Origin of the sequence: Xaviernesmea rhizosphaerae, from assembly GCF_001938945.1 — a bacterium.
GTDB lineage: Bacteria > Pseudomonadota > Alphaproteobacteria > Rhizobiales > Rhizobiaceae > Xaviernesmea > Xaviernesmea rhizosphaerae.
In genome coordinates this window covers 135,027-161,544 of record NZ_MKIO01000039.1, presented here as the reverse complement: position 1 = coordinate 161,544, position 26,518 = coordinate 135,027, and the positions used below count along the sequence as shown (strand labels likewise).

General features: G+C 65.1%; 19 protein-coding genes. 4 read left to right on the top strand and 15 right to left on the bottom strand.

Annotation, left to right across the window (positions count from 1 at the left end; genetic code table 11):
• Positions 1 to 161: 161 nt before the first annotated feature.
• Positions 162 to 3,191, bottom strand: coding sequence for a hypothetical protein (locus tag BJF92_RS18825; protein WP_143524098.1), 3,030 nt, complete (start codon positions 3,189 to 3,191; stop codon positions 162 to 164).
• Between the two features lie 62 nt (positions 3,192 to 3,253).
• Positions 3,254 to 4,552: an adenylosuccinate synthase gene (locus tag BJF92_RS18820; protein ID WP_075636277.1), complete on the bottom strand. Its 1,299-nt coding sequence runs from the start codon at positions 4,550 to 4,552 to the stop codon at positions 3,254 to 3,256.
• 427 nt (positions 4,553 to 4,979) lie between these two features.
• On the opposite strand from BJF92_RS18820, the gene BJF92_RS18815 reads away from it, so the two are divergent.
• The 4 genes from BJF92_RS18815 (at position 4,980) to serA (ending at position 10,077) form a co-directional block, all read left to right on the top strand.
• Entirely contained in the window at positions 4,980 to 5,882 is a 903-nt protein-coding gene (locus tag BJF92_RS18815; protein WP_075636276.1) for a DMT family transporter, read from the top strand.
• A 193-nt stretch (positions 5,883 to 6,075) separates the two neighbouring features.
• Complete coding sequence (locus BJF92_RS18810; RefSeq protein WP_075636275.1) at positions 6,076 to 6,915, top strand: outer membrane protein; 840 nt, start codon at positions 6,076 to 6,078, stop codon at positions 6,913 to 6,915.
• 240 nt (positions 6,916 to 7,155) lie between these two features.
• Complete coding sequence (locus BJF92_RS18805) at positions 7,156 to 8,334, top strand: phosphoserine transaminase (protein ID WP_075636274.1); 1,179 nt, start codon at positions 7,156 to 7,158, stop codon at positions 8,332 to 8,334.
• A gap of 147 nt (positions 8,335 to 8,481) precedes the next feature.
• Complete coding sequence (gene serA, locus BJF92_RS18800; protein WP_075636411.1) at positions 8,482 to 10,077, top strand: phosphoglycerate dehydrogenase; 1,596 nt, start codon at positions 8,482 to 8,484, stop codon at positions 10,075 to 10,077.
• Positions 10,078 to 10,190: 113 nt separating this feature from the next.
• Here serA and BJF92_RS18795 read toward each other — a convergent pair whose 3' ends face one another.
• From BJF92_RS18795 to ybgC, 13 genes are all read right to left on the bottom strand, one after another.
• The gene (locus BJF92_RS18795) at positions 10,191 to 11,888 is read right to left on the bottom strand and encodes an O-linked N-acetylglucosamine transferase, SPINDLY family protein (protein WP_075636273.1); all 1,698 of its coding nucleotides are present in this window, start codon (positions 11,886 to 11,888) and stop codon (positions 10,191 to 10,193) included.
• A gap of 207 nt (positions 11,889 to 12,095) precedes the next feature.
• Entirely contained in the window at positions 12,096 to 12,917 is an 822-nt protein-coding gene (locus BJF92_RS18790; RefSeq protein ID WP_075636272.1) for an outer membrane protein, read from the bottom strand.
• 687 nt (positions 12,918 to 13,604) lie between these two features.
• Positions 13,605 to 14,957: a phosphoglucosamine mutase gene (gene glmM, locus BJF92_RS18785; protein ID WP_075636271.1), complete on the bottom strand. Its 1,353-nt coding sequence runs from the start codon at positions 14,955 to 14,957 to the stop codon at positions 13,605 to 13,607.
• Positions 14,958 to 15,165: 208 nt separating this feature from the next.
• Positions 15,166 to 15,558 (bottom strand): GFA family protein, encoded by a 393-nt coding sequence (locus tag BJF92_RS18780; protein ID WP_075636270.1) that lies wholly within the window; start codon positions 15,556 to 15,558, stop codon positions 15,166 to 15,168.
• Positions 15,559 to 15,682: 124 nt separating this feature from the next.
• Positions 15,683 to 17,626, bottom strand: a complete 1,944-nt coding sequence (gene ftsH, locus BJF92_RS18775; protein ID WP_075636269.1) for an ATP-dependent zinc metalloprotease FtsH — start codon at positions 17,624 to 17,626, stop codon at positions 15,683 to 15,685.
• Positions 17,627 to 17,803: 177 nt separating this feature from the next.
• Complete coding sequence (tilS, locus tag BJF92_RS18770; protein WP_075636268.1) at positions 17,804 to 19,207, bottom strand: tRNA lysidine(34) synthetase TilS; 1,404 nt, start codon at positions 19,205 to 19,207, stop codon at positions 17,804 to 17,806.
• Positions 19,208 to 19,367: 160 nt separating this feature from the next.
• Positions 19,368 to 20,327 carry a tol-pal system protein YbgF gene (gene ybgF / locus BJF92_RS18765; RefSeq protein WP_075636267.1) on the bottom strand — a complete coding sequence of 320 codons (960 nt, stop codon included), beginning with the start codon at positions 20,325 to 20,327 and terminating at the stop codon, positions 19,368 to 19,370.
• A 471-nt stretch (positions 20,328 to 20,798) separates the two neighbouring features.
• On the bottom strand, positions 20,799 to 21,338 hold the full coding sequence (gene pal, locus BJF92_RS18760) for a peptidoglycan-associated lipoprotein Pal (protein WP_075636266.1): 540 nt from the start codon (positions 21,336 to 21,338) through the stop codon (positions 20,799 to 20,801).
• A 391-nt stretch (positions 21,339 to 21,729) separates the two neighbouring features.
• On the bottom strand, positions 21,730 to 23,034 hold the full coding sequence (gene tolB / locus BJF92_RS18755; RefSeq protein WP_075636265.1) for a Tol-Pal system beta propeller repeat protein TolB: 1,305 nt from the start codon (positions 23,032 to 23,034) through the stop codon (positions 21,730 to 21,732).
• 87 nt (positions 23,035 to 23,121) lie between these two features.
• Entirely contained in the window at positions 23,122 to 24,291 is a 1,170-nt protein-coding gene (locus tag BJF92_RS18750) for a hypothetical protein (RefSeq protein WP_075636264.1), read from the bottom strand.
• Between the two features lie 11 nt (positions 24,292 to 24,302).
• Positions 24,303 to 24,755: a protein TolR gene (gene tolR, locus BJF92_RS18745; protein WP_075636263.1), complete on the bottom strand. Its 453-nt coding sequence runs from the start codon at positions 24,753 to 24,755 to the stop codon at positions 24,303 to 24,305.
• Positions 24,756 to 24,920: 165 nt separating this feature from the next.
• Complete coding sequence (tolQ, locus tag BJF92_RS18740; protein WP_075636262.1) at positions 24,921 to 25,637, bottom strand: protein TolQ; 717 nt, start codon at positions 25,635 to 25,637, stop codon at positions 24,921 to 24,923.
• 346 nt (positions 25,638 to 25,983) lie between these two features.
• The gene (ybgC, locus tag BJF92_RS18730; RefSeq protein WP_075636260.1) at positions 25,984 to 26,445 is read right to left on the bottom strand and encodes a tol-pal system-associated acyl-CoA thioesterase; all 462 of its coding nucleotides are present in this window, start codon (positions 26,443 to 26,445) and stop codon (positions 25,984 to 25,986) included.
• Positions 26,446 to 26,518: the final 73 nt, after the last annotated feature.

The window sequence follows — 26,518 nt, the reverse complement described above, 5'->3', positions numbered from 1 at the left end:
GACGTGCATGCGACAGGCTTGGATGACCCCTCTCAAAGCACCGGCGGCCGCCAGCCGCCGGTGCTTTTTGCTGTGGACAGTCGTCTCAAGTGCCGCAAACGAAAACGCCCTGCGGCCTTGGCTGCAGGGCGTTGTCTCATAGAAGCGTGATCCGATCGTTCTCAGCCGGCGGAAGGCTTGATCGCGGCCCAGGTCTTCAACGCCCGGCTGAAGGCATCCGCGCCGGCTGAGCCCTTGTCGAGGGTGAGCAGAGCGCGGCGTCCGTTGCGGTAGGTCAGGGGAATGTCGATCCAGCTGCGGTTGGCCAGAAGGTCGAGATTGGTCTTCACGGCCTCCGGGAAATCGTTGAGCGCGATCATGTGGAAGTCGTCGGTGATCTTGGCGGGCACGCCGATCAGCGCGTCGCCGCGATCCTGCTCGGTGCGCTTCATCGACACGCGCTGCACGCCGGCAATGCTGCCGCCTTCGAAATTCGCCGGCAGCGAGAAGACGAATTCGATCACATGGCTGGCCGGCAGCGAGGTGTCGGAATTGCGCTTGATCGTCATCAGCGCCGTCAGCCCACGGTTGGGCACCGTGATCTGCGCCTGAATCACCGGCTCGGGCCGGCTGGCACCATCGGGCGTCTCTTCCTTCAGCGTCCAGGCAACGCTGCCCTCGATCGCGGTCGGCGCGGCCTGGCCGAGACGCTCCTCGTACAGGAACATCTTTTGCGCACCGGCCGGCACTTCCACCGTGGCGGGCGTGCCCGCCGGCGTCGTGGCGGAAGGCGGGGCGGCGGGCGCGGGAGCATCTGCCGGTGCAGCGCTGCCCGTCGCGGCCGGTGCGGCGCTGCCCGGCGTGGGCGCGGGCGAAGCCTGCGCGGTCTCGACCGGCTTGCTGGCCTCGGTCTGCGGCGAGACGGAACGGCCCTCATCCGCCGTGGAGCGGCCGGCGGCCGGCGCCACGCCCTCATCGATCTCCGAGCCATCCGCCTGCAGGCGCTGGGTGAATTTGTTGATCACAGCCGCAGTGTCCGTGGTGGCGCTTTGACCGCTGCCATTAGCCTGCGTGCCGTTGCCGGGCGCCTGGCTCGGCGCGGGCACGCTGGCAGACGCCATCAGCTTGCCGACCCAGCCGTCCACCACGTCGCGATGCGACCAATAGGCATAACCGCCGCCGCCGAGCAGACCCAGCAAGACAAGCAGGCTCACCGCTTTCTTGATGCTGAAGCGCGGCGGCTTGGGTTCGGCGCGGTAGGAGATCGGGCGGGCAGGCGCGATCGGGGCTTCGGCGACCGCGGCCGGAGACACCACGCCTTCCGGCGTGACACCGCGCGCCGACAGGAGCGCGTCGATCGCCTCCCAGTTCTGCTGCTCGGCCTCGACCTTGGGATCGGCCGGCTGTGCCTCGACAGGCCAGGCCCAGCCAATCGCCTCGTCGGACTTCTCCTCCGGGGCAGCCCGCTTCTCGCCATCCGGCGCGGCCGCAAACGGGTCCTTGTCGTCCCAGCTCCAACCGGCCGCAGAAGCCTGCGTGTTGTCCTGCGCCGTGACCGGCTCCGCTCCTGTCGCGGTCGCGGGCGAAGCCGGCGCGGGTATGATCACGGCGTCCGGCTCGACCGCGTAATCGACATGGCCGGCCGACTGATGCCATTCCGGCTCGACATGCGCGTGAACGGGCCCAGCCGAAGCCGTCCATTCCGGCAGTTCCCAATTGGCCGCCTGCGCCTTGTCGGAGGCAGCCTGCGGGGCCGGATCATCGGTCTCGCGCCCATAGGCCTGCGCAAGCGCGGCGGCGGCATCATCCTCGGCCGAGGCGACGGCCTGCGCATTGTCACGGGCATGGTCAGGCGCCGGTTCGGGCGCATAAGCCTCGGTCGCATGAAACTCGGATGTATGGCGTTCGGCTGTATGGGGTTCGGGCGCATAGACCTCGGGCGCCAAGGGTTGGGCCGGAGCCGCCCAGACATCCTGCAGATCCGCCGCGGCCGGCATCGCCACCGTGCCGTGATCGCGCGTCTCAAAGACGGGCGCAGGCGTGGCGCCCGAAAGGTCGTCATATTCTTCCGCCAGCGCGCGCGCAGCGTCATCGGCCGCCGCGTCGCCGGCAGGGTGGCTGACAGGCTCAGGCCAGGACGGCGCCTCTTCCGCCTGCTGTCCCGCGTCATGATGCGGATCCTGCCAGGGCTCGGCTGCTGCCGGATGCGCATCCCAGCCGGTCTCGGGCTCTGCCGGCCCGAGCGGGTGCTCCGCGGCATACACAGCCTCGGGATCGTTGTGCGGGGCATAGGCCTCCTGCGCGGCATGATCCTCGGCGCGCGCATGGACGGCATCCTCATGCGCCTGCCAGGCGCTGTGATCCGTCTGGCTGACGTCATGAGGCTCATCCTGCCAATGGCTGGACGGCGTTGCCTCATCGTAAGACGCCACCGCTTCGTGGCTGTCCGCGTCATGTCCGGCCGGCGCATCCTCGGCCGCAGCTTCCGTCTGCTCGATCGGCACATAGCCATCGACAGGCCCGGCCTCGACCGGATCATAGGCATGGTGATCGGCAATGGGGGCAGACGCGTCATGAGCGGCAGCCGGCTGGTGCTCATAGGCGGGCGCCGTCTCTGCCGGAGCCTCCTGCCAGGTCGGCGCGACATGGGCGAGCTCGTCCTCGGCGCGGGCGGCATCGTCGGCCACGGCCGCATGATGCACGGCGGCCTCGTGCGTCACGGCATCGGGGGCGGTCGCATCGGAAGCCGGCGCGGCCCAGGCATCGGCCGGCGGCTCGCCGACCGGCCCCTGCTGATCTGCAACGGGCCGATCTGCAACGGTCTGATGGTCCTCCGCCGCCGAATAGGCTTGCGAAGACGTGGGGCCATGGGCCGGGTCCGCCTCATGCTGCGTTTCGGCTGCGGGTTCAGGTTCGGCAATCGGCTGGTCGGCGGAGACATCCTGCGCCGCCACGACCTCCTCGACAGCGGCCTCATCAAGAGGAGCCTCCTCGACGACGGCCTCGCTGAAATCGCTCTCGACATCGGTGATCGCCGCTTCGAGCTTGGTCATCTGACGCTGGATCATGTCGTCAGACGGCCGCGGCTTCATGCCTTCCAGCTGACGGCGAACGGCGCCGCGCGCCTTTTCATAGACTCGCGCGCGCATTTCGGGACTATTGTCGGACAGGCCGTCAACGGTCCTGCGAATAACTGCTACAAAATCCGCCATCAGAACTTTCTCAAAATGCCTGCGAGGCCGTGGGGAGCGGCTGTCAAGCCATTAACCCCAAATTAGTCCTCAAACGGGTCCGTCACAAGTATGGTGTCGTCCCGCTCGGGGCTTGTCGACAGAAGGGCGACCGGCGCGCCGATCAGTTCCTCGACCTGGCGCACATATTTGATCGCCTGCGCCGGAAGATCCGCCCAGGAGCGGGCGCCGACGGTCGATTCCTTCCAGCCTTCGAGCGTGATATAGATCGGCTCGCAGCGTGCCTGCGCGGCTTGCGCGGCCGGAAGATGGTCGATCTCCTCACCGTCGAGCTTGTAGCCGACGCAGATCTTCAGCTCGTCCAGGCCATCGAGAACGTCGAGCTTGGTCAGTGCGATGCCGGTAATGCCGTTGACGGCGACCGACTGGCGCACGAGCGCGGCATCGAACCAGCCGCAGCGGCGCTTGCGCCCGGTGACCGTGCCGAATTCATGGCCCTTCTCGCCCAGGAACTGGCCGATCTCGTCATGCAGCTCGGTCGGGAACGGGCCTTCGCCGACGCGGGTGGTATAGGCCTTGGTGATGCCGAGGATATAGCCGAGCGCGCCCGGGCCCATGCCCGATCCAGCGGCAGCCTGGCCGGCCACCGTGTTGGACGAGGTGACGAAGGGATAGGTGCCGTGGTCGATGTCGAGCAGCGTGCCCTGCGCGCCTTCAAACAGGATGCGCGCGCCCTTGCGGCGCTTCTGGTCGAGCAGCGCCCAGACCGTCTCCATGAAGGGCAGCACGCGCTCGGCGACCGAGGACAGCTCCTCCATGATCGCCGCATGAGCGACCTCGGCCTCGCCCAGACCCCGGCGCAGCGCATTGTGATGCGTCAGCAGGCGATCGACCTTGGCGGGCAGCGTATCGAGATCGGCCAGATCCATGACGCGGATGGCGCGGCGGCCGACCTTGTCCTCATAGGCCGGGCCGATGCCGCGGCGGGTGGTGCCGATCTTGGTACCGCTGTTGGAGGCGGCATCCTCGCGGATACCGTCGAGCTCGCGGTGCAGCGAGAGGATCAGCGTGGCGTTGTCGGCGATGCGCAGGCTTTCCGGCGTCACCGTCACGCCCTGCTTGGCCAGCCGTTCCATCTCGGCGATCAGCGCATGCGGATCGATGACGACGCCATTGCCGATCACGGCCAGCTTGCCCGGACGCACGACGCCGGAGGGCAAGAGCGACAGCTTGTAGCTGACGCCGTCGATCACCAGCGTGTGGCCGGCATTATGGCCGCCCTGGAAGCGCACGACGACATCGGCGCGCTCGGAAAGCCAGTCGACGATCTTGCCCTTGCCCTCGTCGCCCCACTGCGAGCCGACCACCACGACGTTCGTCATATTTCCTATCCCATCGCTGACGCGCAGGCTGCCGCCTGCCGGTAAAATCCGCGCATCTATACTGTCTTGTTCCGGGGAAATCGACTCCCGCAGGCCGGAAACTCACGGCCGGTGACTTGAAATCCGCGCATTTCCAAGGCGAAAAGCAAGAAAACATAATCTTTCGCCGCCGGCCGCTACCCTTGAGCCCGGCCAGTCAGGGCATGCAACAGACGTGCGGAGACCGGAAAACCCACGTCTTTCACTGTTTGCCTACCGAGACGGCCTCTCTCCATAGCAAGCCGATTTTTGTCCTGACGTGAGCACGGGCGATGGACGCCGGCGCACCGCACTTTTCCCACTCCCGTCCCCAATCGGTTGTTTTCACCGCATCGGGCGATGCCAAAGCGCTTGCAGCCTCGGCCGGAAATGCTCTAACGGTGCGGCCATGCCGTCCTCTGCCAGCAATGCCAAAGCCTATGTCTTCCTGGTGATCACCACGCTGATCTGGGGCGGCAATTCCGTAGCGGGCAAAATGGCGGTGGACCATGTCAGCCCGATGATGCTCAACAGCCTGCGGTGGATCATCGCCGGCATCGCGCTTGCCACCTTCGCCGGGCCGCAGGTGCGCCGCGACTGGCCCGTCATCCGCCGGCATCTGCCGCTTCTGCTCGGCTATGGCGCGGTGGGCTTCACCGGCTTCAACGCCTTCCTCTATCTGGCGCTGCAATATACCAGCGCGATCAATGCCGTCATCGCCCAGGCCGCCGTGCCCATGGCGATCTTCGCGCTCAATTTCATCCTGTTTCGCACAGGCGTCGTTGCGGCCCAGTGGATCGGCTTCGCCCTCACCCTGTCAGGCGTCGCCCTGGCCGTCTCGCATGGCGAGCCCTCGCGCCTGTTGGCGCTCGACCTCAACCGCGGCGATGCGCTGATGATGGCGGCAGTGCTGGTCTATGCCATCTATACCGTGACGCTTCGCTACAAGCCGGCCATTCACTGGCAGAGCCTGATCTCGGCCTCGGTCCTCGGCGCCCTGCTCGCCTCGCTTGTTCCGCTGTCGGTCGAAGCGGCCCTGGGCCAGAGCCGCCTGCCGGATGCGACCGGCTGGGCCGTGGCGCTGTTTGCCGGGCTCATGCCCTCGCTGATCTCGCAGATCCTCTATGTGCGCGGGGTCGAGATGATCGGCCCGAACCGCGCCGGGCTCTTCATTAACCTGATCCCGATCTTCGGCACCCTGCTGTCCCTCGCCTTTCTTGGCGAAACGCTGCACGCCTTCCATATCGGCGCGCTGGTGCTGGCGCTGAGCGGCATTGCCGTGGCCGAACGCGGCCGCTCCGCCCGGGCCTAAGACCCGTCGCAAGCTGCGCGGAAACGCCGCAGCGCCCGCGCAAAGAGAGCAACTGAACGCGCTCAACCGCGAAACCTTAACGTCCGATCATACCGATCTTAACGGTCTTTTAATCATAAAAGGCGAAAAATCAGCCCATGTTTTGGATCGTCGAGCGACTTCGTCCCTCGACCTGAACCGGCAGGGGCACGGGATGACACGCTGGAACTGGATGGCTGCAGGGCTGCTCGCGGCTGGCGCGGCAAGCGCACCGGCGCAGGGCGCCGATCTTTCCTATGAACAGGTGCCGGAAGTTGTCGTCGGCAAGGCCTCCGACAGCCCGGCGCTCTATCTGCGCGGCGACATCGGCTTCACGGTGAAGAGCGAAGGCGGCGACGCCACGCTGAAGGCCTTTGACGGTCACGGCACCCGCAGGATCGGCTTCGACGAGGTCCGCTTTGGCGAACCCATCGCCGGCAGCATCGGTGTCGGCGCCAGGATCAACGACATGCTGCGCACGGACCTGACAGCCGAATATTTCCGGGGCACCTTCAAAGGCGAGAGCAAGGTGCTCGGCGCCTGCTCCGGCGAGCCGAGCGGCCCGGATGGCACCAATTGCCAGCACTCTCACCGCGCCGATTATGAAGGCATCAGCCTCATGGCCAATGGCTATGTCGATCTGGCGACCATTTCCGGCATCACGCCGTATATCGGCGCCGGCGTCGGCGCAACGCGCCTGTCCTATGGCACCGTCAAGGAGCGCTGGACCTGCCTGCCGGGCGGGCAGAGCTGCACCGGCAACGCGCTGGCCGGGGAAACCTATAGCGGCGATGCCAGCTGGCGCTTTACCTATGCGCTGATGGCCGGCGCCTCCTACAGCCTGTCGGACAATCTCGCCCTGGATGTCGGTTATCGCTACAGCGACATCGCCGCCGGCAAGATCTTCGACTACAAGGGCTGGGAAGCCGAAAACGGCGCGACCGGCGACAAGACGCGCGACGACGGGCTTCGCCGCCACGAACTGCGCGCCGGCCTGCGCTATACGTTTAACTGAGATACGGACAGCGGACGCGGCGCGCTTCAAAGGCGCCGCCGCGCGCGGTGTCTTTCCCCTCCCCGACAGCTATAAGGCGGCACCCGCAAGGGCGTCGCCTTTTTGTCGTCTTTCCACCCCGCGACAGATTCCGTCATCATAACGACACGGCTTGCTTGACTTAGTCCGCACACCCGCTTAAACACGGCGGCGGGACACCTCTCCCCAACGAGAGGCTTTCTATCTGGAAGGATAGCCATCATGGCGGATCTCGCAACGCCGGACGTACGTCCGAACAATACCCATTTCTCTTCTGGCCCCTGCTCGAAGCGCCCCGGTTGGTCGCTCGATGCCCTCTCCGATGCGCCGCTCGGCCGCTCGCACAGGGCCAAGGTTGGCAAGGCCAAGCTGAAGCTGGCCATCGATCTCACCCGCGAAATTCTTGAGGTTCCGGCGGATTACCGCATCGGCATCGTGCCGGCCTCCGACACCGGCGCCGTCGAAATGGCGCTCTGGTCGCTGCTCGGCGCACGCGGCGTCGATATGGTCGCCTGGGAAAGCTTTGGCTCTGGCTGGGTCACCGACGTGGTCAAGCAGCTGAAGCTGCCCGACGTGCGCAAGTTCGAGGCCGATTACGGCAAGCTGCCGGATCTGGCGGCACTCGATTTCGACCGCGATGTCGTCTTCACCTGGAACGGCACCACCTCGGGCGTTCGCGTTCCCAATGCCGATTTCATCCCGGCCGACCGCCAGGGCCTGACGATCTGCGACGCCACCTCGGCGGCCTTTGCCCAGGACATGGACTTCTCCAAGCTCGATGTCGTCACCTTCTCCTGGCAGAAGGTGCTCGGCGGTGAAGGCAGCCATGGCGTGCTGATCCTCAGCCCGCGCGCCGTCGCCCGGCTGGAATCCTATGCCCCGGCCTGGCCGCTGCCGAAGATCTTCCGCATGACCAAGGGCGGCAAGCTGATCGAAGGCATCTTCGAAGGCGAGACCATCAACACGCCCTCCATGCTCTGCGTGGAAGACTATATCGACGCGCTGAACTGGGCGAAGTCGATCGGCGGCCTCAAGGCGCTGATGGCGCGTGCCGACGCAAATGCCAAGGTGATCTTCGACTTCGTCGAAAAGACGCCGTGGATCGCCAATCTGGCGGAAGAGCCGGCCACCCGCTCCAACACCTCCGTCTGCCTCAAGATCGTCGATCCCGAGGTCACGGCACTGGACGACAAGGCGCAGGCCGCCTTCGCCAAGGGCCTGGTTGCGGCTTTGGAAGCGAAGGGCGTCGCCCATGACATCGGCGCCTATCGCGATGCCCCGTCGGGCCTGCGCATCTGGGCCGGCGCGACGATCGAGACCGCAGACATGGACGCGCTGATGCCCTGGCTCGACTGGGCCTTCGCCAAGCAGAAGGCTGCGCTCGCCAAGGCCGCGGCTTAAAGCAAGGCAATCCCCCGCATTGCGCGGCAGCCGCACTCCATCAGGAACCGGCCGCCGCCTTGAAGCATCCTGATCCGCGCGCGCCCTGTGCCTGCGCGGCCATGCTCCCCTTTGCAAAATTTCCGGTTCAAATTCCTGGAGGCCACCATGGCACCCCGCGTTCTCGTTTCCGACGAACTCTCCGAAACCGCCGTCCAGATCTTCCGCGACCGTGGCGTCGAGGTCGATTTCCAGCCGCAGCTCGGCAAGGACAAGGACAAGCTGGCCGAGATCATCGGCAATTATGACGGCCTGGCGATCCGCTCGGCCACCAAGGCGACCGAGAAGCTGATCGCCGCCGCCACCAATCTCAAGGTGATCGGCCGCGCCGGCATCGGCGTCGACAATGTCGACATTCCGGCCGCCTCGCGCCGCGGCATCATCGTGATGAACACGCCTTTCGGCAATTCCATCACCACGGCCGAGCATGCGATCGCGCTGATGTTCGCCGTCGCCCGCCAGATCCCCGCCGCCGACACCTCCACCCAGGCCGGCAAGTGGGAAAAGTCGAAGTTCATGGGCGTCGAGATCACCGGCAAGACGCTCGGCGTCATTGGCGCCGGCAATATCGGCTCGATCGTCTGCGCCCGCGCCATCGGCCTGAAGATGCATGTCATCGCCTATGACCCCTTCCTGTCGAAGGAGCGGGCCGAGGAGATGGGCGTCGCCAAGGTCGAGCTGGACGAGCTGCTCGCCCAGGCCGACTTCATCACCCTGCACGTGCCAATGACCGACAAGACGCGCGGCATCCTCAACGCTGAAGCCCTGGCCAAGACCAAGCCGGGCGTGCGCATCGTCAACTGCGCCCGTGGCGGCCTGGTCGACGAGGCAGCGCTCGCCGAAGCCATCAAGTCCGGCCATGTCGCCGGCGCCGGCTTCGACGTGTTCGAGGTCGAGCCCGCCAAGGAAAGCCCGCTCTTCGGCCTGCCGAACGTGGTCTGCACCCCGCATCTTGGCGCCTCCACCACGGAAGCGCAGGAAAACGTGGCCCTGCAGGTCGCCGAGCAGATGTCGGACTATCTGGTCAAGGGCGCGGTTTCCAACGCCATCAACATGCCCTCGATCACCGCGGAAGAAGCGCCGATCCTCAAGCCCTTCATCCGGCTGGCCGATGTCCTCGGCGCCTTCGTGGGCCAGGTGACGGAAGAGCCGATCAAGGAAATCGAGATCCTGTTCGACGGCTCGACCGCGCGGATGAACACCAAGGCGCTGACCAGTGCCGCGCTCGCGGGCCTGATCCGCAGCCAGGTGGCCGATGTCAACATGGTCTCCGCCCCGATCATGATCAAGGAAAAGGGCGTGATCCTCTCCGAGGTCAAGCGCGACAAGACCGGCGTCTTCGACGGCTACATCAAGCTGACCGTCAAGACCGACACGATGACCCGCTCGGTCGCCGGCACGGTCTTCTCCGACGGCAAGCCGCGCTTCATCCAGATCAAGGACATCAACCTGGACGCCGATGTCGGCAGCCACATGATCTACATCACCAACACCGACGTTCCCGGCATGATCGGCTTCATCGGCACGACGCTCGGCCAGGCCGGCGTCAACATCGCCAACTTCCAGCTGGGCCGCAAGGAAGCCGGCGCCGACGCCATCGCCCTGCTCTATGTCGATGGCAAGGTCTCGGAAGCGGTGCTGGACCAGCTGCGCGCCAATCCGGCCATCCGCCACGCCAAGCCGCTGGTCTTTAACGTCGACTGATCGTCCCAAGGGCATGAACAGCAAAGCCGGCGTCTCCGAAACGGGGACGCCGGCTTTTTATTGGCCGGTGATCCGGCGGGATGCCCCTGCCCTGCCGGCAGAAGGAACCGCGCTCAAGACAGCAGCGGCACGTCGAAATGGTCGGGTTCGAGCCCGGCTTCCGCCCGCGCCGCCATTATGCGGTAGGCTTCCTCCAGATGGCGGGTGAAGCGTGCGGTGTCGTAAAGCGGTGCGCTGTCGCGGCCGTCGGCGAGCTTCCGGCGCAGGGCGTCGAGCCGCATCCGATCCCTGGCGAGGGCGACGCAGAGCGCCACATAGGCCTCGTCATCCTCGGCCACCAGCTCCGGCAGACCGACCCCGTTGAGCAGGCTTTCGGTGACGCGAGAGGCGAAGTGTCGGCCCTTGATGGTCGCGACCGGCAGGCCGGCCCAGAGCTTGTCGCTGCTGGTCGTGTGGCCATTGACGGGAAACGTGTCGAGACCGAGATCGGCGGCCTTGAGGCGGGCGACATGCTGGGCATAATCGGCAAACGGCGCGAAGATGATGCGCTCGCGCGCAATGCCTTGCTCCGTCATCCAGACCAGGAAATTGTCCTGCGCGAACACGCTCGGGCACATCATCCACAGAACGGAGTCGGGCACCTCGCGCAGGATGCGCGCCCAGAGCGTCGCGGTACGATGGGTGATCTTGCGCACGGCATTGAAGGAGGCGAAGACGAAGCGGTTTTCCGGCAGGCCGAGACTTGCGCGCGTGGCGGCCGGCGGATCGGCCCGGCGCGTGTTGTCATTGGCCTGGTAGCTCTCCGGCAGGCGGCAGAACATCTCGTGATAATGCGGCTGGCTGCTGTCGGGCAAAACAAAATGATCGCCGATGATATAGTCGCAATCGATGCCGCAGCCGGAGCCGGGAAAGCCGAGATAGGCCACCTGCACCGGCGCGCCGCCGAGATTGAGGATGCCGCCGCGCCCGCCGCGCGTATGGCCCTTGAGGTCCACCAGAATGTCGATGCCAGCCTCGCGGATCGCGGCCGCAGCCTCTTCGTCAGAGAGGTCGCGGATCACCACGAGATTGTCCTGCAGTGACCGCCAGCCGTCATCATAGCTGTAGCTCTTGGGGTCGCTGTAGCAGAACAGCGTGACATCGACCACGTCGGGATCATGATGCTCCAGCACGCCGCGGAAAAGGAGCATGGTGGCATGCTGCGAGTAGAAGTCACAGGAGAGATAGCCGATCTTCAGCGGCTTGTTGAATGTGTGCGGCCGGGCGCGCCGGGCGGCGCGGCTCAGTTCCGTCAAGGGCGCGGAGAGCTTGATGTTCGTCATCATCGCATTGATGCGCTCGTCGTCGCACCAGTTGATGTTCATGAACGGATATTCGACGCCGATCATGTCCTTGTCGCCGCGCTCGAGCGCGGCGAGGAAGCGTTCGTTCTCCTGCCGGCTCTCCTCCAGAAGGAGATATTCCTGCAGGTTGCGGCGATAGACCTCTTCCGCATGGGCATCGAAGGCCCCGCTGCGCGCGGCCGTGCGGGCCGTCTGCATGGATTCGTAGGCCTTGTCGGTGCGGGCGAGCAGATTGGCGGCCAGCGCCCGCAGCATCGGCGCATTCGCCTTGGCCAGCTTGGCGGCGCGGTTGTAATAATCCGACGCCCTCTCCCAATCCTCGGTCTTGGCGAAACACTGGCCGGCCAGAAGCAGCACTTCCAGCGGAAGCGTCTTCTTGGCCTGCAGGTCCGGCGCAAGCGCCTTGATGGCGGCGGCAGGGTCGTTGGATTTGTAGAGTTTGAGAGCACGCGCGAGCGCTGCGGACATCAGGCGATCTCCGGAAAGAACCGAAACTGCCGCAGTGCTAGCCGATGCGACTGGCGCGAGCCTGCCCATGGAGCCTACCCATGAGCCAGCACGTGCCGGAGATGCGAACATCCCGCGTTCGGCAGAACGCGGGATGCGGCAATGGTCATCGATCCGGCCCGTCCGCCTCAGGCAAGCTGTCGGGCCACAACCGGCAGGATCAGCCGATCACTTGTAGACAGGCTGCTCGACCGGCACCGGCGGCACATAGACCGCCTGTTCGCAATCGCCGAAATTGTAGCGCAGGCCGGCGCGGGCTTCGTGGACATAGATGCCCTTGTCGGAGCCTGGGCCGCCATGCCATTTCTCGCCGAACATGTCGCCACCCATGACATGGCGGAAGCGATAGCCGACATCGGCCTGCAGATTGCAGGTGATGTCGATGGCGGTGCCGGCCATCAGCGCATAGGTGAAGCGCCAGCTTTCCTTGCCGCCATGTTCCACGGTCCCATCGCAATTGCCGGAATTGCCGGTTTCGCAGCTGGTGTTCTTCAGCTTGTCCCACTTGACCCGCGTGCCGCCGATGCCGGCGCCGACATAGGGGGTGAACCGGCCCCAGGTGGCGATGTCGACATAGGCGTTCGCCATCAGGCTCCAGGCGGTCATCGAGGAAATGTCGCGCGAGGTGCAATAGGTCGCCACGCCGCAGCTGCCGCTGGTGGAGCCGCTGAAGTCGGACTTGCCGAGATGGTCGATCGTGAAATCGGCGCGCAGATGCTCGGTTGCGCGATAGCCCACGCCGATGCCGCCGGTCCAGGTGTCATCGAGATCGGCCTTGTCGAAGTCGCGAACATAGCGGCCGGGGCCCTGGTAGTAATGCGCGCCGCGCAGATCCGTGAAGGCATAGCCGATATCGCCGCGCAGGTACCATCCGCCGGCAATCGGCGCCACGGCCACGGGCGGCGCTTCCTGAACGGGATAAAGATCGGCCGCCAGAACAGGTGAGCCTGTGAGCAGGGTGCAGAGGACGCCGATGAGACGGGCATTCATGAAACGGACTCCAGACTGTTTCGCGGGTACGGCACCAGCAATCGCGTGCATGCCCCACATCGATGAAGCCAGTGATAAACCAAACAGGTTAAATTCCGATTAACCAAGAAAATTCATTGTATTAGAAGCCAATCAACCAGCTCCGCCGCACAGTCGGAAGAACAGGCGGACGGTCGACACCAGACAAGCCGCCTGCAATCCCTGCCAACGCTCAGTCATTCTCCAGGCCGGACGCGGCCCTTGGGCTCATTTTGCGCATCACAGGGCTGTTCGATCCGGCTGGACCGAACAGACGCCGCGAAATATTTGCCTTGAGAATTATAGGAAAAATACTCTTACCACTCGCCCGGATATCGCTGCGGCGCTTTGGAGCAAAGCAGGGAGAAGGACCTTTTTTGCGACAGCCGAGAGGAAGATTGGGCAGCGCAAAAAGGGCAGCGCGAGATCCTCACGCTGCCTGGGGCAATGGCCGCCCGGCCCGGCTGCTCCGAAGCCATGCAGACGGCTGGATTTTAGTGAGCTCAACAGATCCTCGGGGCAAGCCCTGACATGAGGTAGAGGAGAGGCTCGACCCAATGAGGAGCTTGCGCTGAAGGGACCGTACCGCGCTCAAACGGCGCGGGACAAGGCTGAGAAATCCGAGTGTCGTGCGCTCTGGCGCCAGACTTTCAGTCCGATGCCCTGAGATCAGGCGGCGCTGCGCGCCGCGCCGATCACGGAGACCAGCTCGTTGACGATGGCCTCGACTTCCGCGCGGTCATCGCCTTCCGCCATGACGCGGATCAAAGGTTCGGTCCCGGAAGGACGGATGAGGATACGGCCGCGGCCCTTCAGCCGGGCTTCCGCCTCCTGGACCGCCTGGCGCACGGCGGGCTCCTCCAGCGGTTTTCCGGACGCGATGCGGACGTTCTTCAGCACTTGGGGCACCGGCTCGAAACGATGGCAGACCTCGCTGACGGGCCGGTCGAGGCGCTTGACGGCGGCGAGAACCTGAAGCGCGGCCACGAGACCGTCCCCTGTCGTGCCGAAATCCGAGAGGACGATATGGCCGGACTGTTCGCCGCCCAGATTATAGCCATGCTTGCGCATATGCTCGACCACGTAACGGTCGCCCACCTTGGTGCGCTGCAGGCTCAGCCCGCGGCCGTCGAGATAGCGCTCGAGCCCGAGATTGGACATGACCGTGGCAACGATGCCGTCGCCCTTCAGCTGCCCCTCCAGCGCCCACTGATCGGCGATCACCGCCATCAGCTGGTCGCCGTCGATGATCTGGCCGCGCTCATCGACGAGCTGCACGCGGTCAGCATCGCCATCGAGCGCAATGCCGATATCGGCGCGCACCTCATGCACCTTTTTCTGCAGCGCGCCCGGGCTGGTGGAGCCGCAATCGAGATTGATGTTGGTGCCGTTCGGCTCGGCACCGATGGTCACCACGTCGGCGCCCAGCTCCCACAGCGCCAAAGGAGCGACCTTGTAGGCCGCGCCATTGGCGCAGTCGATCGCCACGCGCAGGCCCTTCAGCGTCACGTCGCGCGGCAGGGTGCGCTTGGCATGCTCGATATAGCGATAGATGTCGCCCTCGACGCGCTTGGCGCGGCCGATGTCATGGGCCTTGGCCAACTGGCCGGAGAGATCCTGATCGAGCAGATCCTCGATATGCGCCTCGATCTCGTCGGAGAGCTTGTAGCCGTCAGGGCCGAACAGCTTGATGCCATTGTCCTGGAACGGATTGTGCGAGGCGGAGATCATCACGCCGATATCGGCGCGCAGTGAGCGCGTCAGCATGGCCACGCCGGGCGTGGGGATCGGCCCGAGCAGGAACACATCCAGCCCCGCCGCCGTGAAACCTGCTACCATCGCATTTTCCAGCATGTAGCCCGAAAGGCGCGTGTCCTTGCCGATCACCACGCGGTGGCGGTGGGCGCCCCGGCGGAAGATCGTGCCCACGGCAATGCCGACCCGCATGGCCAGATCCGGCGTCATCGGAAACAGGTTGGACTGGCCGCGAATGCCGTCCGTGCCAAAATAGCGGCGTGTCATATAAGCTCCTTCATCGGCACGCCGTCCGCGGCGCACAGGTCTCGCGGGATTTGGACCCGTCTCGTATCTGCGGACCAAACTGGCCCGAAGCACGGCTTTTGCCATGTTTTATCGGCTGAGACACATAAATTAGAGTCAAAAATCATTAAATCCCGTTACCGGACAAAGGCGAGACTTGGGGAGCCGCCCGGCTTGCCACCAAAGGCAATCACTCTGTCCGCCGCCCGCTTTCGTCACGATCCCGCTCATAGGGCTTCAGGCTGGGAAAAGGCGGCAGCCAGGCCTCTCGCCTGATCGTCCAGAGTTCATAGGTCGGCGTAAATTGATCGGGCGTATCGAGCGAGCCGACATTGACCTCCGTCTCGTCACCGTTTCGGGCAAAGACGGGCGAGCCACAGTTCGGGCAGAAATGGCGGCCGGCATAGGCGCGGGTTTCACCGGTAATGGCAACGGCATCCTCCGGGTAGATGGCCGAGGCGTGAAACAGCGCGCCATGATGCTTGCGACAGTCAAGACAATGGCAAAGACCGACCCGATAGGGCCTGCCCGACGCCACGAAGCGCACCTTCCCACACAGGCAACCACCGCTGAGCCGTTCCATGGCCGTCTCCTCCCCAAAGCACAGGCTGTCGAAAACCGGCCAAATAGGGAAAGCGTTTCGTCTCCTATGAAAAAAGCCGCCGCAGGTGACCCCGCGACGGCTTTTGAACAGGATTTGGCAGGCTTTATTGCGGCTGCGGCAGGCTACCCTCGGGCTCATCGCCCTTGGCGCCGCTCGCGCCGCCATCCTTCTTGGCGCCCGCCGAGGGAACGGCGGAGCCGCGATGCGGTGGGGTGTCGTCGCCAAGGTCACGAGCCGGCTTGTCGCCGCGGATCAGCGCCTTGATTTCCTCGCCAGTCAGCGTCTCATATTCGAGCAGGCCTTCGGCCAGTGCCACGAATTCGGAATGCTTCTCGGTAATGATGCGCTTGGCCTCTTCATAGGCCTCGTCGATCAGGCGGCGGATCTCGTTGTCGATCTTCTGGGCGGTCGACTCGGAAAGGTTCTTCGACTGCGCCACGGAATGGCCGAGGAAGACTTCCTGCTGGTTTTCGCCATAGGCGACCTGACCGAGCTGGTCGGAAAAGCCCCATTGCGTGACCATGGCCCGCGCGAGCTTGGTCGCCTGCTCGATATCGGAGGAGGCGCCGGAGGTGATGTTCTCCTTGCCGAAGGTCAACTCTTCGGCGACGCGTCCGCCCATCATGATGACGAGACGCGAAACCATCCACTTATAGCTCATGGAATAGCGGTCACCTTCCGGCAGCTGCATGACCATGCCGAGCGCGCGGCCGCGCGGGATGATGGTCGCCTTGTGCAGCGGGTCGGCGGCCGGCACGTAGAGTGCGGTGATGGCATGGCCGGCTTCGTGATAGGCGGTCAGCTTCTTCTCGGCTTCGGTCATGGCAGAGGAGCGGCGTTCCGCGCCCATCATGATCTTGTCCTTGGCGTCCTCGAATTCCTGCATGGTGACGACGCGCTTGTTGCGTCGCGCCGCCATCAGCGCCGCCTCGTTGACGAGGTTCATCAGATCGGCACCGGAGAAGCCGGGCGTACCACGGGCCAGCGTCTTGAGATCGACATTCGGCGCCAGCGGCACGTTGCGGATGTGCACCTTGAGGATGCGCTCGCGACCATTGATGTCGGGATTGGGCACCACGACCTGACGGTCGAAACGGCCCGGACGCAGCAGCGCCGGATCGAGAACGTCGGGACGGTTGGTGGCGGCGATGAGGATGATGCCCTCATTGGCCTCGAAACCGTCCATCTCGACCAGAAGCTGGTTAAGCGTCTGCTCGCGTTCGTCATTGCCGCCGCCCAGACCCGCGCCACGATGGCGGCCGACGGCGTCGATTTCGTCGATGAAGATGATGCAGGGCGCATTCTTCTTGGCCTGCTCGAACATGTCGCGGACACGGCTCGCGCCCACGCCGACGAACATTTCAACGAAGTCGGAGCCGGAGATGGTGAAGAAGGGCACATTGGCTTCGCCGGCGACGGAGCGGGCGAGCAGCGTCTTACCCGTGCCCGGAGGGCCAACAAGCAGGACGCCGCGCGGAATGCGCCCGCCCAGGCGCTGGAACTTCTGCGGATCGCGCAGGAATTCCACGATTTCCTCCAGATCCTGCTTGGCTTCGTCGACGCCGGCAACATCCTCGAAGGTCACGCGGCCATGCGCTTCGGTCAGAAGCTTGGCCTTGGACTTGCCGAAGCCCATCGCCCCGCGCGAGCCGCCCTGCATCTGCCGCATGAAGAACAACCACACGCCGAGGATCAGCAGCATGGGCAGGAGCGTGCCGATATAGCTCAGGAAGCCGGAGGAGCCATCCGTCTCGGGACGCACGGTGACCGTGACGTTCTTGGCCTCGAGCCGTTCGGTAAAGGCCGTGTCGATCGACGGTGCATAGGTCTGGAAGGTCGTGCCGCTCTCGGTGTAGTTGCCGACCACCTTGTTGCCGGTGATCACGACTTCCTTCACACGGTTGCCATCAACGTCCTTCAGGAACTGCGAAAAGGGGATTTCGCGCGAACCGCTGCGCTCCGCGGGCTGCTGAAACATGCTGAACAGCGCGATCAGCAGAAGGGCGATGATCGCCCAGAGAGCGAAATTACGAAAATTAGGGTTCATTGAACTCCCCAGAACCTCATATCCAGCATCCGGAAAACAGCGGCCACGAGAAATCGTTTTCGCCTCGCCGGTCATGCCGAGTTTTGTTCCCTAACATAGGAGTGCCGGAAAGGCTTGCCAAGGCAAAGCGCGCCTTCGCAGGGCAAATCATGCAGCTTGCCTGAAGAAAGTTTTGCTTCAGGCCATTTCCGCCGGCTTCGACATGCGCAAAGACAGGCTTTGGGGCAACTCGGGAAAGGGTTTGCGACCGACCAGGCGCGCGATTTCCGACGCAATTCTAAGGTCAAAACACGGCAGGAACGTGTCGTAGAGGCCAAGGCAGGGCTCTGCCTGCCAGGATGCGGGATCGGCGGGCTCGCCCGAGCGCCGCGACACCCGCAATTGCGCGCGGGCCGCGCGCGCCACCACGCCCGGCGGAACATCGACATCGGCCACGATCAGGCCTTGTAGCCCCGCGGAGAGGATGAGGGGATGGTCGGCCTGGCTTGTGACGGACAGGCGCCCGTCCCATAGCAGCGTTGCCCCAGGGGCCAGGATGGCGCCAGTAAGGCCGCGCGCTTCCCGGTAGAGATAGAGACCTTGGCGGCGGCGGTCGAAAACAGTGCCGGCGGCGGTCATGCGGCCGGGCGTCTGGTCATCGAGAAAGGCCATCAGCCGCGCAAGCGTGTCGCGGCCCGACACGGTGGTCCGCCCGCCAAGGGCGGCGGCGAGAAGGCCGCAGGCCCGGCTCAAAGCCGGCCCATGCAGTTGCAGAGATTCAGGCAGCAGCAGCTCCGGGGACAGACGCACAATCCACTGCCCCACCCGCCCCTCCCCAATTCGCCGGGCATGGGCGGCCAGCAGCGTGGCGATTGCCACATCCTCGGCAAGCCGCGCTGCCCCGGCTCTTTCGATCGCCGCCATATCCGCCGCATGCGCCAACGGATCGGCGCCGGCGCGGGCCTGGCGCAGGCGCACCCGCTCGAAGCGGGGATTGTCGTTGCTGGGATCCTCGATGAAATCCTGGCCGATCGCCTGGAGAAACCAGCGGATCTGCGCACGCCGAAGCGAGAGGAAGGGCCGCAGCAGCCAGACTTGGCCGAAGAGAAGGGTCGCAGGCGCCATTCCGGAAAGGCCGGGCTGGTCCGGCGTCGAACGTAAGCGCCGCATGGCCACCGTCTCCGCCTGATCGTCGGCGGTATGGCCGCTGAGGATGATCGGGATATCCTGCGCCGCGGCAATATCCGCCAGAAGCCGGTAGCGTGCCAGCCGCGCGGCCGCCTGAAGGCCGGAGGCCGGTTTCACCCCCTCCCAAAGGCGGGTGTGGTGGCGGATGCCGAGGCGGCGGCAGAGCGCGCCCATTTGCCGGGCCTCCTCGGCCGATTCGCCGCGCAGCCCGTGATCGACGGTACAGGCCTCGATCGTCACGCCGGGATAGTCTGGCAGGGCAGCATGCAGGGCGCGCAACAGCCCCATGGAATCGCTGCCGCCCGACAGGGCGACCAGAAGACGACTGGGACGGGAAAGCGAGGAGAGAAAACAATGGGCTGCGGCGATCACGGGATCGCCAGCCGGGGCATCGGAGACAACGGGATCACTCATGCGCCCGACCCTCATGCGCTCGCCCCTGGGGAAACGCCGGATCGGCCCGGCGAAGACACTGTGCTCGGAGCCAATCGATCACGCTCTCGTGCCGAGTCAGGCAGAACGGCCCGGCTGATGACGAGCCTGCTCGTGCGGGCGGATCAAGGCGCATGCGGCCTCAGCAGGCAAGGCGGCTCTGCTCGCTCGTGACCTTGGCTTTGACGGCGGGGGACGCCTTGGGATAGCGCTTGGTGACCTCGCGCAGCGTGGCGCAGGCGGTTTCCTTGTTGTCGAGCTTGGCGAGCGACATGCCGAGCTTCAGCAGCATCTCAGGGGCCTTGGGCGATTTGCCATAGGTCTGGTGCGCGTTCAGAAAGGTCTTGGCCGCGTCGCTGAACTTGCCCTGGGAATATTGCGCCTCGCCCATCCAGAAGCTGGCGTCGGCCGCCTTTTCGCTCTTCGGAAAGCTGTCGAGATAGTCGCGGAATTCGGTCTCGGCCACGGAGTAATCGCCCGAGAGCACGTGACCATAGGCGGACTGGTAGAGATCGGCGTCGCTGTTCAGCGCTGCGGTACGCTTGGAGGGGGTCGTCGGCTGGGTGGGCGCAGCCGGCTGCGGATTGGCGGTGGCAGACAGGGTCTGCCCTTCGGAATCCAGGATGATCTGGCCGAGATCGGTCGGCTCCGAGCCGGTGGTGCTGGAAGCAGACGCGCCGGGCTCACGCCCGGCTGCGGCCGCAGGGCTCTCCGTCGCGGGGACGGAGGCCTGATCTTGGGTGCGCGGGGTTTCAAGCGCGCTCTTCTTCTTCGGAGCGGCACCGCCGCCCTTTTCCAGGTCCTGGAAGCGGAACTCGTTGTCCTCCTGGAACTTGCGGATCTGCTCCTGCATCTGGAGAAGCTGGAAGCTCATCTCCTCGATGCGGCCATTGAGCGAACGGACCTGCTCCTCCAGCTGGCCGATGCGCCCGGCCTCGCTCGACTGCACCTTGATGACGGGCGCGGCCGGTGCCGGCGCGGGTGCCTCGTTGCGGTGCAGCGCCCTGTCGATCAGGGCGGACAGCGGCATGGCGGTGACCGGCAGAACCGAGGCCGAAAAGGCCAGAACCCCGATCGTTGCCGCCACGGCGAAGTGTTTCATGGCTCAAACGTCCCCTTGGGCAGCCGGCCGGCCGGCGCCCCTCATCGGCGACGGAACAGGACCTGAAACTGCGAAAACCATCCATAGACCGGAAGCGCACGGTAAAGTCATTCTACCGATGCGCCCCGGCAGGCGAGGAACCGCTTGGACCGCCCCGGCATCAACCATCCGGCGCGGGCAAGCGGGCGGGGCGCAGGCCGAAAGACCGAGGTCTCGCGGACAGGCCCGGTGTTCTGTCGTCATCGACGGGGCGCCAGCACGCGGGAGCACGCCGGCAGCCCTGTCTTCACACACGCAGCGCCAGCTCCCGCAGTTGCGAAGGCGCCAGGCAGTGTTTCCAGTTGCGCGACAAAAAAGCAACCGGAGTTCGGTCAAACTATGACCAAAAGAAAGGCGGCCTCAGACGAAAATCCGGGCCGCCTCCGCAGGTCTCAAATGCATGGGCAACCGGTCGTCGGTGCCCGCGAGACATTACATGCCGGCGCCGCCGAGGACGGTAACCGCGCGACGGTTCTGCGACCAGCAGGAAATGTCGTCGCAGACGGCAACAGGCTTTTCCTTGCCGTAGGAGATGGTCTTGATGCGGCTGGCCGGAATGCCGCGCGAGACGAGATAGTCGCGGGCAGCGGCGGCGCGGCGGGCGCCTAGCGCCAGGTTGTATTCGCGCGTGCCGCGCTCGTCGGCATGGCCCTCGACCGTGATCGGGTACTTGGAGTAGCGCTGCAGCCACTGGGCCTGCTTGTCCAGCGTCGCCTGGGCGTCCGCACGCACCGACGAGGAGTCGGTGTCGAAGAAGATGCGGTCGCCGACATTGACGGTGAAGTCCTGCTGCGAGCCGGGGGTGGCCGCGCCGCCAGCACCGCCGTTCAGGCCGAGGTCGCCGGCGCTGTTGGGCAGGTTCTTCTTCGAGGCGCAGCCTGCGATGGACAACGTGAGGAAGAGCGCGATGGCCACGGGATTGCGGGCGATGGACTGCATGCGGCCAGCGGCCGGAACGGGAATGCGGCTCATGGGCCGGTCTCTCCTTCAAGAATGATCTTAACGGTCAGGGTTGCCAGACTGTAACCGAAAGCGGTTACTTCCTATGCAACAAGCTTGGTTAAAGAAGTTTCAAAATGCGCCTCTGACCGCGCGGCTAATCACCACTTTGCGGCAGGAAGGCGGCAATCGTGCCAAGACTTGGCCATATCGCCGCCATCTTCACGGGGCCAGACAAAACCCTGCCCGCCGCGCCGCCCTCATTCCTTCCAAGGCCTTGTTCCTCCTGAGAGGTTCGGCCCTCATCATATGCGCGCGTCCTTGAGCAGCAGCAGCCGACCAAGAGCGTCTTTCAAGCTTAAGGCCGCGCCGGCGCACCGTTTCCGCCGCTGCGTTTCCCGCGCGCGCCGGCCGATTCGCGGCGCTACTCCAGGAGCGGCGACCAGGCCGGATCGGAGGCGAAGCCCTGGGTCGGGATCAACTGTTCGTTATAGCCGGTCAGGTCGATCGAATAGAGCTGCGGGCCGCCGGCGCCGGCATTCTGGCGGAAGAACATGATCACGCGGCCGTTCGGCGCCCAGGTCGGGCCCTCATTGTGGAAGCCGGTGGTCAAGATCCGCTCGCCCGAGCCATCCGGCTTCATCACGCCGATCGAGAACTTGCCGCCCGACTGTTTCGTGAAGGCGATCAGGTCGCCGCGCGGCGACCAGACCGGCGTCGAATAGGAGCCGTCGCCGAAGGAGATGCGGGTCTGGCCGGCGCCGTTGGCGCTCATAACATAGAGCTGCTGACGGCCGCCGCGGTCGCTTTCGAACACGATCCGGCCGCCATCCGGCGCGTAGGAGGGCGAGGTGTCGATCGCCGCCGTCGAGGTCAGGCGCGTGGTCGTGCGCGAGCGCAGGTCCATGGTATAGATATTGGCATTGCCGTCCTGCTGCAGGCTCATGATGACGCGTTGGCCATCGGGCGAGAAGCGCGGCGAGAAGGTCATGCCGGGAAAATTGCCGACGACCTCGCGCTGCCCGGTTTCGAGCTGCAGCAGGTAGACGCGCGGCTGCTGTCCCTCGAAGGACATGTAGGTGATTTCCTGCTTGTTCGGCGAGAAGCGCGGCGTCAGCACGATGTCGTTGGAATTGGTCAGCGCGCGGGAATTGAATCCGTCCTGGTCCATGATCGCCAGTTGGCGCTTGCGCGCCGTCTTCGGGCCGCTTTCGGCGACATAGACGATGCGGGTGTCGAAATAGCCCTTCTCGCCGGTGATGCGCTCATAGATCGCGTCGGCGATGATATGGGCGACACGCCGCCAGTTTTCCGGCTGGGTGAAGAATTGCTGGCCGGTCATCTGCTGGTTGGAGAATACGTCCCACAGGCGGAACTCCGCCTTCAGGCGGCCATCGCCCTCCTGCGTCACCCGGCCGGTGACGAGTGCCTGGGCGTTGATGACCTTCCAGTCCTCGAAGCGCGGGGGAGCGTCGGGGTTGGAGATCTTCTCGATGAAGGCCGAGCGGTTGATCGGCGCGAACAGGCCGGACCGCTTGAGGTCCGCGGCAACCACGTCGGAAATCTTGCGGCCGAGATCGCCCTGCAGGAAATCCGAAACCGCGATCGGCATCGGCTCGACATTGCCGCGGTTGATGTTGATTTCGACCCGCGCCTCGGCCGGCGCGGCAGCCAGGGCGGCCATGCCGGTGGCGGCACCGGCCATTTGGAAGAAGGTACGTCTCAGCATGGAACTACAGCCTTTCAGCCATTCATATCGTCAAAGTTCGAGCGCCGGCGGCGCGATCGCAGCAGCCAGACACACGGTCGTCAAGCTTTAGAAACCCATTTCGCTCGGATCGAAATTCAGCACCATTTCGCTCCAGTCGTCATATTTGTCCGGCGGCAGGCCTTTCAGCGGCAGCGACTTCATGATCGCGCGGCGCACGCCGCCCTCATGGGTCCGCCTTGCCGAATCCGAGCCACCGCTCGCGGAAATTTCCGGCTGGCCGATGATGTTGCCGTCGCGGTCGAGATGCAGCGTCACCTTGATCAGGATGCCGGCCGTGTCGGCGATGCCGGGAATGATCGACCAGTTGTTCTGGATCTGCTGCTTGATCGCGTCCTTGTCGCTCTGCGACAATGTCGAGCCACCCGTCGCCTTCTTGCCGCCGAGCGCCGCCGTCTGGGTGGAGCGCTTGGCGCCGCCGCCCGAGGACTCCTGCTTGTTCAGCAGGCTGGCGATTTCATCGGCATTGAAGTCGCTCTGCTTGGAGGAGGCGGACTTCTTCGATTCCTTCTTGCCCTCGTCGGCCTTGCGGTCCGGCGTCTTGGCCGTCTGCGCCGGCGGGGTCGTCTTGGCCTGCTCCACCGGCTTGGGCGGCTCGGGCTTGGGCTCCACCTTCGGCTTGGCCATGGGCGCGGGCACCTTGTCCGGCAGGGCTTCGGCGTCAGGCTTTTCGGCCGGCTTTTCCTCGGCCTGCTCGGGCTGCTCCTGCGGCGGCGGCGGTGTTTCCGTCTTGGCTTCAGGCTTGGGCGGCTCGGGGCGCGGCTGCGGCGTCACCTCGGCCTTGGGCGCCGGCAGCGCCGCCACCTCGGTCGCGGGTGTCGCCGGCGGCTTTTCATCGACAAGGTCGGGCTTGTCCTGCGGGGTCGGCTCGGGCGTCGGCACCGGCGTTTCGGTCGCCTTGGGTGCGGCGCTCGCTTCCTTCTCCACCGGCTTGACGGAGGGGCGCGGCGGCGTCTTCAGATCGACGCTGTTGTCGCCCATATTCTCGGCATTCTCCACCACATCGGGACGCTTGGTTGGCGCCGGCGCGGATTTCTCGGCCTTGGGCGCGGTTTTTTCGCCCTGCTGGATCTGCGTCAGCTCCTCCACCGGCACGATGTCGACCGGCATTGCCTCGGTATCCGACACCTCGAAGTGCGCCGGACTGCCGAGCGAGATCAGCGCCCAGGCGAGAACCAGGACGTGAAGCGCTGCCGATGTTGCGAGACTGCCTCTCATGGCGGATGTTTTTACCCGTTCGTCTTCTGCTGGGTGACCAGACCGATATTCTTGAAGCCTGCCGTCTGGATGCGCGCCATGACGTCGGCGATCACGCCATAGGGCGCCGTCGCGTCGCCGCGCACGAAGATCCGTTCGTTATAGCCCGTGGTGGCGATCGCCTGCAGCTTGGCCACGACCTCGTCGGCCGGGATCGGCGTTTCCTGCAGGTAGATCTCGCCGGAATTCTTGATCGAGATGGTGATCGGCTGGGTCTGGGCGTTGAGCGCCTTCGCCTGGGTTTCCGGCAGGTCGATCGGCACGCCGACCGTCATCATCGGCGCAGCGACCATGAAGATGATGAGCAGCACGAGCATGACGTCGACAAGCGGCGTGACGTTGATCTCGCTGATCGCGCCCTTGCGGCGGCCACGCCGTCCGCGCCGTCCGCCCGAGCCTGCCCCTCCGCCGACTGCCATGCCCATGGAAATTATCCTTCTCTCACAGATCGGCCGGCCTCTGTCCGGGGCCGCCGTTCATCCCGCCGCAGGTCATCCCGCCTATGGCTGCCGGGGCGGATGGGTCTCTTCTTGCGCAGGCGCCCGCGCTGCCAGCCATGAAGCGGCCGGCTTCGCGCGGTCGCGAACCCTTTACTGGGCCGCCTGGCGCGGCTGCAGCTTCTCATCGATCTGGCGCGAAAGGATGGCCGAGAACTCGTCGGCGAAGCCTTCCATGCGCGCCGTCATCTTGCCGGCATCGGCCGTGAACTTGTTATACGCGATGACGGCGGGGATCGCCGCGACCAGGCCGATGGCGGTGGCCAGAAGCGCCTCGGCGATACCCGGCGCGACCACCGCGAGATTGGTGGACTTCGAGCCGGCAATCGCCTGGAACGAGGTCATGATGCCGACGACGGTGCCGAACAGGCCGATGAAGGGGCCGGCAGAACCAATGGTGGCCAGCGAACCGAGCCGCGCCTCGAGCCCTTCGGCCTCGCGCGCCAGCGTCACGTCCATCGCCTTGTCGATGCGCATCTGCAGGCCAATGGGGGAGCGGGCGCCGCGCTCGAAGCTCTTCTTCCACTCGCGCATGGCCGAGACGAAGATGGCCGCCATGCCGGTCGGATTGCGGTCCGACAGGGTGCGATAGAGCTCTTCCAGCGACTGGCCCGACCAGAAGATCTGCTCGAAACTGTCTGCCTGCTTGCGGGCGCGGGCAAAGCGCAAAGACTTGTCGACGATGATCGCCCAAGTCCAGACCGAGGCGCCCATGAGCCCCAGCATGACGAGCTTCACGATGAGGCCCGCCTGCATGAAGAGCGACCACAGCGTCACATCCGTCGTCGCCGCCAGTCCAACCTGTTCCATTTTCGTCAAATCCCCGAATCCGAACACCCGGCCATTCCGAGCGCATAAGCGCGAAAGAGCCGGGCCGTTCAAACATGTCCGTCCACGAAGGGTCGGCCGCCGTCGCCATCATCCCTGCCGGCACGCGGCAGGCCGAAGACAAACAGGAGGCGGCCGGTCAGCGCCCGGTCTGCTCTGTCAAGCGTAATCTTGGTGAAAGGATGACGTGCAGCGCACAAAGGCCTTTCATGCCGATGATTAAGACATCATTATGATTAATATCTCGTTACGCAGCCGTATCAAATGGTGCCCCGCAGCGCGAAGCACCGCAGCGCCGAAGGCAGGCTTGCCTCCGGTGACAGATTGATCAGACCGGGGGCGCGTCGGGCCGCGCCCGGGCCAGGAACCGCTCGGCCAGCACGTCCGGCAGGCGCCTGGGACGGCCGGCCGCGTTGATGACGGCGATGATCACGCGCGCGGCGATCAGCAGGCGCTCCTCGCGCCAGATCTCCTGCGACAGTACCATCTTGGCGCCGCCGGCCTTCTCGGTCACCGTGCGGATGGTGAGGATGTCGTCCATGCGCGCCGGCGCCTTGAAGTCGATCTCCATGCGGTGGACGACGAAGACGAGGCCTTCCGCGTCGCCCTCGACCGCCAAGGCCGCCTGCTCCACGCCCAGCAGGCGCAGATAGTCTGTGCGCGCCCGCTCGAGAAAGTGGAGATAGCGGGCATGATAGACCACACCGGAAAAATCCGTGTCTTCATAATAGACGCGCTGGACGAGACGGTGGCCGGTCTCGGTCAATTCGCCGGCGAGCGAAATCTGCATGGCATGGCCTTCGGAAAAGTCGATCGAAGCGAAGTTTCTGTGCCGGAAGCCTTGGCCTTTTTCAAGCGCGGCA

Excerpts from the sequence above, each read along its gene's own strand:
- glmM (WP_075636271.1), bottom strand. The coding sequence starts at position 14,957 with ATGACACGCCGCTATTTTGGCACGGACGGCATTCGCGGCCAGTCCAAC.
- ftsH (WP_075636269.1), bottom strand. The coding sequence starts at position 17,626 with ATGAACCCTAATTTTCGTAATTTCGCTCTCTGGGCGATCATCGCCCTT.
- serA (WP_075636411.1), top strand. The coding sequence starts at position 8,482 with ATGGCACCCCGCGTTCTCGTTTCCGACGAACTCTCCGAAACCGCCGTC.
- tolB (WP_075636265.1), bottom strand. The coding sequence starts at position 23,034 with ATGCTGAGACGTACCTTCTTCCAAATGGCCGGTGCCGCCACCGGCATG.
- BJF92_RS18820 (WP_075636277.1), bottom strand. The coding sequence starts at position 4,552 with ATGACGAACGTCGTGGTGGTCGGCTCGCAGTGGGGCGACGAGGGCAAG.
- ybgC (WP_075636260.1), bottom strand. The coding sequence starts at position 26,445 with ATGCAGATTTCGCTCGCCGGCGAATTGACCGAGACCGGCCACCGTCTC.
- BJF92_RS18790 (WP_075636272.1), bottom strand. The coding sequence starts at position 12,917 with ATGAATGCCCGTCTCATCGGCGTCCTCTGCACCCTGCTCACAGGCTCA.
- ybgF (WP_075636267.1), bottom strand. The coding sequence starts at position 20,327 with ATGAAACACTTCGCCGTGGCGGCAACGATCGGGGTTCTGGCCTTTTCG.
- BJF92_RS18750 (WP_075636264.1), bottom strand. The coding sequence starts at position 24,291 with ATGAGAGGCAGTCTCGCAACATCGGCAGCGCTTCACGTCCTGGTTCTC.
- BJF92_RS18815 (WP_075636276.1), top strand. The coding sequence starts at position 4,980 with ATGCCGTCCTCTGCCAGCAATGCCAAAGCCTATGTCTTCCTGGTGATC.
- BJF92_RS18825 (WP_143524098.1), bottom strand. The coding sequence starts at position 3,191 with ATGGCGGATTTTGTAGCAGTTATTCGCAGGACCGTTGACGGCCTGTCC.
- tolQ (WP_075636262.1), bottom strand. The coding sequence starts at position 25,637 with ATGGAACAGGTTGGACTGGCGGCGACGACGGATGTGACGCTGTGGTCG.
- BJF92_RS18795 (WP_075636273.1), bottom strand. The coding sequence starts at position 11,888 with ATGTCCGCAGCGCTCGCGCGTGCTCTCAAACTCTACAAATCCAACGAC.
- tolR (WP_075636263.1), bottom strand. The coding sequence starts at position 24,755 with ATGGGCATGGCAGTCGGCGGAGGGGCAGGCTCGGGCGGACGGCGCGGA.
- BJF92_RS18780 (WP_075636270.1), bottom strand. The coding sequence starts at position 15,558 with ATGGAACGGCTCAGCGGTGGTTGCCTGTGTGGGAAGGTGCGCTTCGTG.
- BJF92_RS18805 (WP_075636274.1), top strand. The coding sequence starts at position 7,156 with ATGGCGGATCTCGCAACGCCGGACGTACGTCCGAACAATACCCATTTC.
- pal (WP_075636266.1), bottom strand. The coding sequence starts at position 21,338 with ATGAGCCGCATTCCCGTTCCGGCCGCTGGCCGCATGCAGTCCATCGCC.
- tilS (WP_075636268.1), bottom strand. The coding sequence starts at position 19,207 with ATGAGTGATCCCGTTGTCTCCGATGCCCCGGCTGGCGATCCCGTGATC.
- BJF92_RS18810 (WP_075636275.1), top strand. The coding sequence starts at position 6,076 with ATGACACGCTGGAACTGGATGGCTGCAGGGCTGCTCGCGGCTGGCGCG.